8 protein-coding genes are annotated in these 13,915 nt (G+C 32.7%); all 8 read right to left on the reverse strand.

The annotated features are described in order from the left end of the window. Positions 1–38: 38 nt before the first annotated feature. The 8 genes from HNQ90_RS12630 to HNQ90_RS12660 all read right to left on the reverse strand — a co-directional run bounded on the left by HNQ90_RS12630 (position 39) and on the right by HNQ90_RS12660 (position 13,531). The gene (locus HNQ90_RS12630) at positions 39–920 is read right to left on the reverse strand and encodes a T9SS type A sorting domain-containing protein (RefSeq protein WP_144116392.1); all 882 of its coding nucleotides are present in this window, start codon (positions 918–920) and stop codon (positions 39–41) included. Between the two features lie 182 nt (positions 921–1,102). After that, positions 1,103–2,230 carry a glycoside hydrolase family 88/105 protein gene (locus tag HNQ90_RS12635; RefSeq protein ID WP_144116393.1) on the reverse strand — a complete coding sequence of 376 codons (1,128 nt, stop codon included), beginning with the start codon at positions 2,228–2,230 and terminating at the stop codon, positions 1,103–1,105. A 6-nt stretch (positions 2,231–2,236) separates the two neighbouring features. Beyond that, positions 2,237–4,510: a glycoside hydrolase family 3 N-terminal domain-containing protein gene (locus HNQ90_RS12640; protein WP_144116394.1), complete on the reverse strand. Its 2,274-nt coding sequence runs from the start codon at positions 4,508–4,510 to the stop codon at positions 2,237–2,239. Positions 4,511–4,533: 23 nt separating this feature from the next. Beyond that, entirely contained in the window at positions 4,534–5,886 is a 1,353-nt protein-coding gene (locus tag HNQ90_RS12645) for a family 43 glycosylhydrolase (RefSeq protein ID WP_144116395.1), read from the reverse strand. 195 nt (positions 5,887–6,081) lie between these two features. Further along, positions 6,082–6,363, reverse strand: a complete 282-nt coding sequence (locus tag HNQ90_RS18130; RefSeq protein ID WP_476725013.1) for a putative collagen-binding domain-containing protein — start codon at positions 6,361–6,363, stop codon at positions 6,082–6,084. A gap of 66 nt (positions 6,364–6,429) precedes the next feature. Continuing rightward, positions 6,430–7,659, reverse strand: coding sequence for a porin family protein (locus tag HNQ90_RS12650; protein ID WP_144116396.1), 1,230 nt, complete (start codon positions 7,657–7,659; stop codon positions 6,430–6,432). A gap of 143 nt (positions 7,660–7,802) precedes the next feature. Next, positions 7,803–9,908 carry a BNR-4 repeat-containing protein gene (locus HNQ90_RS12655; RefSeq protein ID WP_144116397.1) on the reverse strand — a complete coding sequence of 702 codons (2,106 nt, stop codon included), beginning with the start codon at positions 9,906–9,908 and terminating at the stop codon, positions 7,803–7,805. Positions 9,909–10,003: 95 nt separating this feature from the next. Beyond that, the gene (locus HNQ90_RS12660; RefSeq protein WP_172625872.1) at positions 10,004–13,531 is read right to left on the reverse strand and encodes an alpha-L-rhamnosidase-related protein; all 3,528 of its coding nucleotides are present in this window, start codon (positions 13,529–13,531) and stop codon (positions 10,004–10,006) included. Between the last annotated feature and the right edge of the window lie 384 nt (positions 13,532–13,915).

Consider the following 13,915-nt stretch of genomic DNA (forward strand, 5'->3'; position numbering starts at 1 on the left):
TTTTAAATGACTTTTTATAATTAATACAAGTTAACTATTTACTGCTTAACTATTTTTTTGCTAAACTCAGCATTTTCGCTCTGAATCTTAACAATATAAAGACCGCTAGATAAAGCACTAGTATCTACATTTATATCAGATTCATTAATAACTGCACGAGATAACACTTTTTTTCCTAATAGGCTATACACATTAACCTCTTTAATATTTGGAGATAAGCCTTTAATTGACAATTGGTTACTCACAGGGTTTGAGATAAAAATTGAGCTTGTATCAAAATCTATTGTACTTAACGGAGCTACAAGATGGTATTGAAGAACATCAATACCTGCACCATCAAATTGAACAGCTTCTCCTGCAGCAGCTGGAATTACACCGTACCTAGAATTACCACCGAGTGTATTTTTTAGAAACAAGGCATTGTTTCCATCTGCTGGGTTAGATCCATTGGCATCAGCAAGTCCCTCTGCATTAACTTTAGCTTTTCTTCTTTGAAACTGATCTAGCCCCGAATAATCTCCAGAATAGGTTATAGGATCTGTTGTATCATCGTATGCTACACTTTTCGGATCACCAGGTCTAACGGCAAGCGTTAAATTAGGATGAGCTGAGTCGTCTGTTGTACATAAGGTAACAGCTCCTAAACCAGTAATGTTTCCCGTAATTTCAATCAATCCCGTGTCTGCTGGGGTTCTATGACCTTTTATAGTCCAGAGTTGTGTTTCATCTTCACCTGGTAATTCTTCGGCCCATTCTACAGTACCTAAAGATGTATTAACTGTAATGTAAAGATTGGGAGATAAACCTGATGTTGAAATTTTATAAGTACCTTCCACTGAGTATAATGCTTGGCCCTGTACTTGAAGCGCAAACATAGTTAGTAAAAAGAAAGCACTAATTTTTAAAGTAATTTTTTTCATTGTTATTTTAGTTTTAGTTATTATTAGTACAATTTATAAAATCTTGTTAATTCTATTATCCTGTACTATCCTGTTCTTAAATTTAATAACAAACTAAAAATCATTAAAAATTTTAAAAAAAGCAATGAATTAGGCATACAAACTACAGCTTCAAAACATAAAAATTAATATATGAGTGTGCTTTAATTAAATTTTAAAACCTCACTACCTGCCATTAAAAAAGCACCGGTACCAAAATTTTGCCAAGAATCGGCAGATGCAGGTTCTGGGAATGCTCCAATATTTTGCACCCAACCTACGCGACCATCATCGTGTTGACATGCCGCTATAGCATGCCACGCTTTTTTGACTGCTGGTATGTGTTTTTTATCTAACAAACCATTATTTATACCCCAGGCTAAAGCAAATGTATGAAAACCACTTCCACTAACTTCTCCATGATTATACGATTCTGGAGAAAGCAAACTTGTTCTCCATAAACCATCTTCTGGCTGAATAGCTAATATTTTAGAAGCCATTTCTTTATAAAGTTTCTCGTAAAATGGACGGTGCTCATAATCTGTTGGCATATCATCCAAAATCAAAGCTAAACCGGCAATAACCCAGCCGTTTCCTCTAGACCAAAATACTTTTTTACCATTAGGTTCCTTACTGTCTTTTTCTGAGCCAGTCCAAACAAAACGCATATCTCTAGCAAATAACTGCTCTTCTTCATCATATAACTGATTGTAAGTTTGCATATAAAACTTATGCATTTCATCTAAATACTTAGGTTGGTTAGTATGTTTAGCATATAAATTTAGGACTGGAGGTGCCATAAATAAAGCATCACACCACCACCATAATATGGTTTGCCCCATTTCATTCTTTCTATTACCAGCTTTCCATACATCATCTTCATAGAGATGTGCGTCTAGAAACTTTTTAGTAGGCTCTAAATCCACAAAGTTTTTTCTGCTATCTACCATATCAATATACAAATAGCTATACGAGATAGCAACATCGTCTGCATGGTGTAACCTATTGTAAGTTTGCCAATTATTCCAATAGGCTTGGTTTTTTAAAGCAGCCATATACATCATATCATTGGTTGCTTTATGAGCTCTAGTTACACCTGTATAATAAGCCCCAGCCGTCCAATCTGTTGGCGCAATAGCAAATATAGGGTGTGCTTCTTGCCACTCTAAAGCTTTTATCATAGAGGCTTTAACCTCTGCTTTATCTATGGGCTGCTCTTTGGTGATTTTTTGAGCGGTTGAACAATTAAATAATAATACAACGGCTACTAGTGTTAAAATCGTCTTATTCATTATGTCTTATTTATTTAGTTTAAATGTTGTTTCTAAATACTTTTGTGAAGAGGTTCCTATTTTTACAGTATAGTCTCCTGCTTCTAAAACCTTTTTCATTGAAACACCCGTAAATTCTAACATTTTTGGTGTAATTGTGAATGAAACGGTTTTACTTTCTCCTGGATTTAACTCTATTTTCTCAAAACCTTTAAGTTCTTTATCTGGTCGTGTTACAGAGCCAATTTCATCTTTAATATACATTTGCACCACTTCTTTAGCTTTAATACTACCATTGTTGGTAACCTTTACACTAACCTCCAACTCTGTATTAGGTGTTATTTCAGGGTTTGAAATTGTAATGTCTGAATATTCAAATTCGCCATAACTTAACCCATGTCCAAAAGGATAAAGCGGTCCCTGACCTAAAAATAAGTATTCTTTTTTATAATTAATCTCTTTCATGCTATAATGAAATGGAATTTGCCCTATGGATCTTGGAATAGTAACAGGAGATTTACCAGAAGGCGATACCTCACCAAAAATAATTTTTGCTGCAGACTCATCGCCAAACTCACTTAAATCCCAAGCATCTAAAATGGCATCTGCCTTTTCAGCTATGGTGTTTATAGATAGGGTTCTTCTGTGTTTTAAAACTACAATTATTGGTTTTCCTAAAGCTTTAATTCTTTCTACCAACTCGTCTTGCGGTCCAACTGGATCTATGGTTGCACGATCTCCTAAAGTACTACTACTAAAATAAGCTTCTTTTGATGTAAACTCGTCTCCACCTAAAAATAAGATAGACACATCGGCTGCTTTTGCTTTGTTAACCAAACTGGCTATAGCTTTTGGATCTCTATCTAGAAGTTCTGGTGCACCACCTTTTTGGTTTGTTAATTGAAATCCTTTTTCGGCAATAAACTTAACATTTGAACCAGCAACAGTTTCAAACATCTGTTTCGTGTTTTCTTTTAACAAAGGACCTAATAAAGCTACGCTTAGTGTCTTATCTTTTGATAGCGGTAAAGCTTTATCTTCATTTTTTAGTAAGATAATAGATTCCAAGTCTGACTCTCTGGCCAATTCTAAAGATGATTCTGCTCTTACGCCTTTCTCTACTTCTTCAATATCAATATACGGATTATCAAACAAGCCTAAAATAAACTTAGTTCTTAGTACTCGTCTTACAGATCTATCGATTAACTTTTCTAACTCGGGATTTTTCTTAACCATTTCAGGAAGATATGCATAAGAATCTTCGGCGTATAAATCAATATCAATACCAGCTTCAAGTCCCATTTGTGCTGCCGCTTCCGGAGATTCTGCCACATTCATAAAATAAAACAATCGTGCAATATCATTAGAGTCTGAAACCACATAACCTTCAAAACCCCATTGGTCTCTAAGTACACCTGTTAATAATTCTGGGTTCCCATGACTTGCCACACCATTTAAATCACCATGCGAAGCCATGATTCCTAAAGTTTTGGCTTCTTTTACAGCCGCTTCAAATGGCGGATAAATTTCATCAATTAAGGTTCTTTCAGAAATCTCGATAGCTGCAAAATTGGAACCTCCTAATACTTGCCCGTATCCCGCAAAATGTTTTGCAACGGCACCAATATGCGTTCCGTTTCCAAGGCCTTCATAATTACCTTGTACACCAATAATGGCATTTTTAACCATTTGCGTTGTTAAATAGGTATCTTCTCCAAATGCTTCGCTCATACGCCCAAAACGAGGATCTCTTACCAAATCTGCTTCTGGTGAATGGCACATGTGCATACCTCTTAACCTAGCCTCTCTCCCTACAACATCCCATTGACGTCTTACCAAAACTGGATTGAATGATGCTGCGGATGTCATTGGACGACCAAACTTAGTACAGCCTTCTGCATCTACGCCATTATAAGACTCTGTAACAAACAATGCTGGAATGCCCCAGCGATTATTTTCTATAATATATTTTTGAAGTTCGTTATTCAACTTAGCAGCAGCTACAGCATCAATATGCTCTCCAGGGTTTTTTATACCTGCAATACCAATTTTTAATTTTTCTATAACTTTATCAGACAGGGTTAGTTTTCCATTTTCGTCGTGTTTTACTCCAATATTTGCATGAAAAATACGCATTTGCGCTACTTTTTCTTCCAAAGACATTAAAGGTAATAACGCTTCTACACGATCTTCTATTGCCAATGATGCGTCTTTATAATCCTTTGATGAAGACGAAGACTCTCCGCAGGAGTAAAAGATTATGCTTAATAACGTTAGGGGTAAAATGAATAATTTTTTCATTAGTATTTATGGTTAAATTTTAATTATTTCGAAAAGGAAAAGGAATCGATTTGCAATGAATTATAGTCTAATTGCTCTACTAGAAAATAAAAATTCTCTGTACTTTGTAAGTCTTGCAAATCGATTTGTAAAGTTTTAAATGTATTACTGTTAGGCTTTAAATTGACTATTTTTTGATTTATAATCTCCCCATCTAATCCATTTTTTCGGATTTGAATAGAAAACTGTCCGCCGTTAGGAGCGTTTACTTTCATATTTAGTATAGAATACTTTTCTAAGCCATTGATATTAGGAAAATTTAGATAACTTCTATTTGCCGCTGTTTCGACAACAAAGCCATTTTCAAATTCTTTTTTTAGTAAACCATCTGCCTTAAAATAATCTTCAGCTTCAATTTTAGACTGATTAGCATTGTATTGTCCAACACCCACGCCATCCACTCTTATTGTTGCCATTTCTCCATTTTCCTTGTAGTGAATGGAGCTAATAAACGTATCTCTAAAATAACGATTTCCTGTTTGACTCATATCACAATAGGCGTAATACCATTGGTTATTCCATTCAAAAAAAGAGCCATGGCGTCCTTGCAAAAATCCATTGGGCCAAGTGGGAGCGTCATAACCTTTGGCAAAACTTTCCTCTTTTATAACAGAATCTTTATATTCATAAGGGCCATATAAGTTATCAGACATGGCATAAAAGCAACCCCAAGACAAATAGTATTTCCCATTTCGTTTATGCATAAACGGCTTATCGTCTGTTGGTTTTTCTAAGTTCTTACCATCTGGATTGTAAGGGCCTTTAGGATTATTAATAATAAGTTTTCTTGGTTTTTCAGCAAGACTAATCATATCATAATTTAACTTAGCTATGTAATAATCCCAAACACCAAAAATGATATAATGCGCTCCATTTTCTTCAAAAATAGCCATATCGTATTCATGTGTTGGCGTTAAGTCTGAATTTAAAAGAGGTTTTCCTAAATCATCTTTCCAAGGTCCTGTTGGTGTATCTCCTACAACAACCCCTGTTTGTTCATTTCCTTCTGAAAAATACCAGTAATATTTTCCGTTTTTATATGCTGCATCCGTTGCCCAACATCTTGAAAAGTCTTTTCCTATATAGGTGTCTTTAGGATTTAAAACGCTTCGCTTTGTCCAATTCACTAAATCTGGAGACGACCACACCCACCAATCTTCCATAATAAATTTTTTATTATCAATGGATTTATCGTGAGATGCATAAACATAAGCTGTATCATTAAAAATATGAATATGCGGGTCGTTTAAACCTTGATTTGGAACAATAGGATTTTGAGCATATAAGTAACTAGTAAACACGAATAAAAAAACAGTATATGCGTATTTAAAATTCATAAACCTATTTGTTTTTTTGCTGGATTTTAACTGAATATATTAGTGAATAAATATATAATTATGGCTTTTGAATTGCGTCCTGTCCTATCCTGTTTTTCACTCTCATTTTCATGATTTTAGAACATATCTCTCTTAAATTGAAGTATCTGTAATTAAAAGAAAATAAATATAAATAAAGTTTGAAATAATTTTAAACTATTTATGAGCTTGGATACATATTACCCAATCTTTATCTATTTCTGAAGGAGAAACTCCTAAACTAACATATCCGTTTCCTTTTACAGAAGTAATTGATATATTTTGAAATTCGCCTCCCTCTCTTGGGTCAAACCATTTTACTACATAGCTTTTACCGGAAATTCTATGCCCTTTTTTTAACTCGACATCTATTAAAACCTTTTTTTGAGTTTGACATCCTATAAGTTGGATATAAAAAAATGTAAAAAGGACAATTTTATATATTTTTTTCAGATTAATATATTATATAATAAAAATTATTCAACATTTTTTTCTTTACAGTTTTATGTTTTCTGCTAATTCATTTTAAAAGATAGAATATCCCAATATGATAGATACTGATTTGAATTCTGTACCCCAAGACCCTTGGCTATTTAAAATATTTCTATTTGGTAAATATCTTAATTCTAGGTTATATCTATCGTTATATTTACACCCAATCCCAAGAGCTGTGCTAATTCCTGTAACAAGTTTTGCTGAGAACAATTCTGCACCACCAACTCTATTTACTTCAACTGTTGAATTCACTTTATTATCTATAACACCCAAAGCATTGACAAATAGTTTTAAGTTTTTGTTCAGAAATAAATAATGTCTTAAACCAAGATTAATTTGAATGGATTTATGATTTACATTAGCGACAGACTCCTCCTCAGTAGTTCTATTTGAAACAAACGTTTCTTCAGACTCAAATTGTTGATAGGTGGGCTCAAAAAGAATCGCCCATTTATTATTGTTAAATCCTAAAACAAATTCAGCCTCTACTCCGAATCTAAAAGAAGTTAATCCTTTACCAAAGTCAATTTCCTTCCAATTATATTCTCCGTTTTTCAAAACAAGAGATGAACTACTTACACCAGGGCGCAGCGTTAAATTAAACAAATCTTTTTTCTCTTTCTTTTTTATATAATTAATAAATTCTGAATTAGTACATTCATTGTATTTTATAAAAAACTTAATTAATGCAGATTGTTTATAATCTAGTTTTGAAAGATTATTCATTGAAATACTTTCACACTTTAAGGTATTCCACAATTGTCGCCTAAACTCATTGTTTTTAGCTACTTGTCCTTCAGAAGTTAAATAATTTTTATAAACTAATTGCGCAACCTCAGAGTTATCTTTATTGTAAAAATATCTAGTTAAACCTTTGTCTTCATATAGAAATAAATTAGCTTTTCCTGCAATTAATACTTTCAAAAACAGCTCTTCCTTATTGAAAAATGGATTTTTATTATAACCTAATTCATTAACTATTTTGCTAGATCTATCAATATCAACATTATGCCTAACATACTTTGATATATTAAAAAACCCAAACTCTTTAACCGAACTAATGGTTAGGGTTTTCTGTTCTGCACTTTCCGTAATTTTATATTCAAATTCAGTTGGATTGTTCAACCAATCATTATTTTTTATAAGACAGTTTATTTTTTCATCAGAGTTTTTAATGAAATATCCCTTAACAAACGTGCTTTGACTGAAACCATTAAGTCCAAGAATTAGTATTAAAAATAAAGTTATTAATTTATTCATTTTTTGTATAATTCATTTAAGATTGATTCGATTATAAACTCAATATATTTATCATATTTGTACTAGGCTAAGTTCAAAAAAAATTAAAATATTATTAAATACATTGTATTTTTTCTCATTGATTAGGCAAGATGTTTAAAAAGTTATTTTATCACTATTTTTTTTACTGTAGAACTATGGTTAGAATTTAATTGAAGAAAATAAATCCCAATTGGATATTTCATTAAGTCCAAACTGTTATTAACCAAAACTCCTTTTTTTAGCACTTTTCCTTGCGTAGAAATTAGTTTATAATTTAAGTTTTTTATTGGACTATTTATATTAAAAATCCCAGTACTAGGGTTAGGGTAAACCCTTACTTTTTGAATATTAAAGTTATTAGTATTTAAAGCTGACTTCAACTCAAACTCGATTTTATCTGGTTCGCTTGATAATGATCTTCGTTGTGTTAGTCTTACTGTGTTTTCACCTTGATTAAGTGTAACATCCGGAATTATTGTTTCTAAATACACATTCCAATCAAAAGTTCTTATTATTAGAACATCGTCATACAACGTGCCATTAATTTCAATATCCATGATTGAATCGTCTCTATTTCTATTCGCTGCAAAAAGAATAAAATCATAAGTACCAGCTGTTGCTACTTGAAATTTATGTTCGATAAACTGACTTGCTGCAAAAGCATCTATATATTCACCTCCAGATGCAACAGAATTAGTCCCAACTATAATAGCACTTGATGCGGTTGTGTAGTCTTCAGCTTCTAATAATAAATTATCAACTTCTACTGGAGCATCAACCTCAGACAATGTAAATTCTTGAAAGTATAAAGGGCGCTTATCACCAACACCTGGTGTGTTATTTCCTGTGTCTTGCATTAAATAAACATATAATTTATTACCTGTAACAAAAGCATCAAAGTGATCAAAATTTATAGATTCTGTACCTACATGTGCTATTTTCCAATTATTCTGACCTTCTAAAGTGGTTTTAACAATTATTTTCCCTCCTACAATTTCCACCATAAAGACATGGTTTTTATAACTGTAAAGTTCACCACGAGTTTGAGGATTGGGGATAACACCACCTACATCACTAGAAAAATTTGCATCTGTAGCCAACTTATAATAATGTACATTTTTATTATCTACTCTTTGTACAAAATGAATCGCACCATTTTCAGTAACCGTCCATGCTGGATCAGAAGACGATTTAGGAAATGTATCTGTACCATAATCATCTCCAGGTTGTGCAATCTGAACTGGATCTAAGTTTGGGTTAATATTATTTTGAATTGGCAAAGTAATAGAAGTATCATTAACATCAAACCATGCTATTGATGCATTTTTAGGAATTCCGTTGGTATAAGCATAATAAAGTCCACTATTTAACATATAGCCGTTACTGGTATTTGTATCATTATTAGTAGAATATCTTATTGAAAAACCTGAATAAAATTTACCGTTTAAAAAACGTTCACCTCCATACATATTATTTCTGTTAGGTAATGCCAAAGTTCCTTCATGAAATAACCAATTATTGCTCCATACATTACCATCATAATGTGCTAAAAGTATATCACCATTACCAGAGCCGCCTTGTCTATATCTAGCAATCAAACTTCCATCGTCAGCTCTGTGTATCATGGGATAGGTCATACGTTCGTAATCGCCTCCAGATTTTAAATAGTTTTGCTTTGGATTAAAAATAGCCAATGTGAATTCATTATCTGGTACGAAAGCTTTATTTTTAAGCGATACTGAATAATTAAAAAAATCATTAGGTAAAGAAGAAGCTCTGTAAGCATGCATATCATAAATGATATGTATTGTGTCATCTATAGTACTGATGCCTATAGCTGCGGTGTTATGAGAATCGCCTCGAATACCTGTACCATTTAACAGTTCGCCAGATTGCCCTACATGTTTGTGTGGAAACTCTATAGAAATCCAAGGCGAATTAGGGACATTCAAATTTTTTCTAGATAACATTAAATTGCGTTTATCCATGCCGCCTTTATACCATGTTATAAAGGCATAACCATTAACAACATCAATACAATCACCATGAGGAGATATTCTTTGGGAAAACCTATAATTTACATCTTTTGTTCCTGCAAAATATAAACCACCTACACCATCTGTAGTTACTTTGGTGGAACTATCAAGAGTTACTTCTAATACTTTTTGTGCTAATGCAGAAAACACAGCTAATAATAGACATATTGTTAAGTAATACTTTTTCATCATTGTTTTTTATTTTATGCCTTAAAATCTTAGCTAAGCTTACAAAAAAACCAGTAAAATTAGTGTTTTACTGGCTTTTTATATCCTTACCATTTTTCTTAAAATGAATTAATTTTAAGTTGAATAATATGCTTTCCTGGTGATAACCTAATAGACTCGAAAGCCGATGGCACCTTGTCTCCATTATGTATTAAATCTTTTCCATCTAGCCCATTTAAAGAAAACTCTGCTACCATATTACCCGGTATTTCTATTTCATAGGTTTGAAGTCTTGCACCGTTATACGTGTATTTTCCTTTAATAGCACCTCTTACAGTTGGTAATTCAATTTCACTAGACTTTAACTTACTCATCTGTGGCTTAATAGTTGCCACCCCAAATCCTGCTGTTTTAGGTTTAATACCCCACAACCCTCTTGGAATTACATTTGCTGGTACTGCACCCCAAGCATGATTCCAATCTAAATTGTTTTTATATTTTAAATCCCAAGCTTCTAATGTAATTGTAGAACCGCTTTTAATCATATTATACCAGCTTCTTTCTGCTTTACTTGCCATTAATTCTAAAGCATAATCTGCTTCGCCTGCATTATACAATCCATCCATTAAAAATTGTGCACCATAAACACTACAAGCCATACCTCTAGATTTTACATAGTCTACTACAGTTTGGTAATGCTCCTCAGGTACCAATCCAAATGCTAAAGGCATCATATTAGCATGCAACGATGCATGATCTGTACCTATTCCATCCACATAAATGCCTCGTGAAGAATCAAACATTTGCTCATTAACTGCTTTTTTAACTTTGGCTGCTCTTAATTCAAAATCTAAAACTTCTTGGGTTTTTCCTAAGATTTGAGCAAATTCTGCCATGATTTTCATATTCTCATAGAAAAACGCATTAATTACAGTACTGTATGGTTTAAATACAAATCCGTCGCGTTCTCCTTTAGTTTTACTACCGTTAAAGTTTGCAGAAGGCCAATCAACAATATCTGTTAATGGTTTTTTATAGCCCTCTTGAAAACCTAATTTTTTCATAAAGTCGGCATCTACTTTTGTAGACGTGATTAAGCCATCTTCATTAGAAAGTTCGAATAATGTTTTGTGTTTTAAAGGCTCATAATAACGCTCTATGAGTTCTGTATTTCCCGTGTACATATAGTCTGCATAAATTAACAATGCTACATGTTGTTGCCATTCTGTTGGCCATGTTGGGTTTTTCATAAAATACTCGATAGTTCGTCTTGCCATAGCAAATTCCCTATCTGTGGTATAATGACTTAACTGATTTAAGTATGCATCAGCTTCGTAAGGAATGCGCTCTCTATCGCCATCGACATATAAACCATTAAAGGTTGTCGCTTTTATTGAATACTTACATAACTCCCATACTTGATTTAAAATATCGTTGTTACTTGTAAAACTGCTAGCCTCATCATCCCAATAGGTACGATATACTAATTGTTCAAAATTATCGCCAGATATTGCATCTTGCGCACCTTCAACTTCAGCATATCTAAATGGCACAAGTGGAGGAAATCCGTTTGGTAAAGGAATGGCTTTATTGGCTCTTGTATTTCTCTCATTTTCCTGTACTTTTATTTGATATTTTGTCTGTCCCGGCTTTACATCAACTTTAATCTCTTGATAACGAATATTACTTTTCTTTGGTGGTGTTCTATTAACATTGCCATTGTCGTCAATCATTTCACCAACTCTAACGGTTAAGGTATGTGGTGTTTTTGCTTGGTATGTAAAGTCCATAGTAGCAAATCCTGCTTTACCAAAATCCATGAAATAAAAATCACCTCGCTTTTCAAACTTAACCGGCTTTATTCTATCTATTTCAAATTTATTTTCAGTTGAAATTATATAACTATCACTTTTACCTGTTGTGAATTTTTGAGCTTCGGAATAATCAACCAATCTATTTTGCTCATCCCATATTCGCACTTTCCAATAATAGGTTTGTCCTATTGTCAGTGGGTTTCCTTGATATTCAACATTTGTTGATTGTAAAGAACGTACTTGACCACTATCCCAAACATTGCCATTATTATTATCAATGTCCTTTTTATTTGAACCTACTAATATTTGATACGCTCCTTGAAATTTTGAACCTAACGGAACCGTCCAACCAAACTCTGGTTTTAAATCGAATATTTTAACATCGGTAGCAGGCTCTCTAATTAACTCTACCGTTAAATCTGTTGGAGCTGCTCTATATTCATTACTATTCTTTTTGATTAATTCATCAAGTTTAGAGCGAAGTTTATTGGCAACGTCTTTATACTTTTTCTTACCAATTAGGTTGTTAATCTCTTTTGGATCTTTCTTTAAGTTATAAAGTTCTTCAATACTTTTATCATTTACATATCTAAAGTATTTCCATTCATTTGTTCTTACACCTTCACTAGGTGGAATCTCACTAAAATCCCAGATGTGTTCTATTAAAATGGTATCTCTGGAGATGGTATTTGTTTCCTTTTTAACTATAGGCATTAAACTTTTACCTTGCCATGCATCTGGAGCTTTTATACCCGCAATATCTGCAATAGTTTGCGGTACATCTATATTTAATACCATATCATCAACATCTTGATGATTATTAACTCTAGGGTCGAAAACTATTAATGGCACACGAATAGAGTTATCGTACATTAACCATTTTCCAGCTAATTTTCGTTCTCCTAAGAAATAACCATTATCTCCCATCACGATAATTACGGTATTTTTATCAAGCCCTTTTTCTTTAAGTTTTTCTCTAATTTTTTTAATTTCTAAATCAATTCCAGAAATCATTCTATAATACCCTTTTAAACTATGCTGATATTTTTCTGGTGTATCATAACGCCAAGTCCAACGCAACCAGTTAAAACCATCTTTTACAATTTTTGGTTGGGCATTAAAATATTTATCATCGCCTAAATCTGGACCAGGAATGGTTGTGTTTTCTAGTAATTTATCGGTTTCGGCCTGCCAGAAGTATTGTTCTGGAGCACCATCGTGTGCATGCGGTGCACTAAAACTTAAGGATAAGCAAAAAGGCTTTTTGTTTTCGGCATTTTTTTCAATAAAATTTATAGCTTGGTGCCCCGTATATCTTGTTAAGTGTACCGTATCATTATCTATTGTTTTATAGTAATATCCTCTTCTGTCTTTATATCTGTTATTTCTGTCGTAAGACTCATATTCATCAAACTGTTTATCCAACTCATCATATCGAACCCCATATTTTCCATAAAAACCAGTGTAATAGCCATTGTTTTTAAGAAGCGTTGGATAAGAATTCTCCATATATTCGCTTCTTATATTTCCTGTTTGAAAATTAAAGTTATGCGCACGTTCATGCAAACCCGTTAAAATACTTGCTCTACTAGCCGCACAAATTGGAGTGGTAACTATGGCTTTATTGAAGTAGGTTCCCGATTTAGCCAAATTATCCATTTCTGGGGTTTCAACAAACTTATTACCAGCATAACCAATAGCATCAAAACGTTGATCGTCTGTTAGAATAAAAATAATGTTTGGTTTCTCTAAAGTATCAGCTTGTTGAGCAGAGATAGAATTCAAACTGTAAATAGCGGATAATAACACTAAGAAAAAACTGTTTTTACGCATTTTGTATTTTTGGTTTTATAGATTTAATTTGAAGATATTTACATGGTCTCAGTAAGTGATAAAAATAAAATTTACTCTATCCAATTGTATCCTGCTCTGTCCTGAAATAAAGAATCTATATTTTCTTTACTCCTCTCTATTGTATGTGTCCTTAAACAAACACCTATTTACTATACTAGTCAAAATTTATATATTTTATTAAAAGAACACACATGATCTTAAATGAGATAACAATATATAACATAATAAGTTTAGTTTAAATATAACAAAAACAACGCTCCTAAATAACCCTTTTATGATGGAAAACATTAACTAACTCAACCAATTATAAACTAAATTAAATATAACCTTTTTATGAAGGTATAAAGTTTTCAATTAAAAACT

This window comes from Algibacter amylolyticus, assembly GCF_014202225.1.
In the GTDB taxonomy this organism is placed as follows: domain Bacteria; phylum Bacteroidota; class Bacteroidia; order Flavobacteriales; family Flavobacteriaceae; genus Algibacter_B; species Algibacter_B amylolyticus.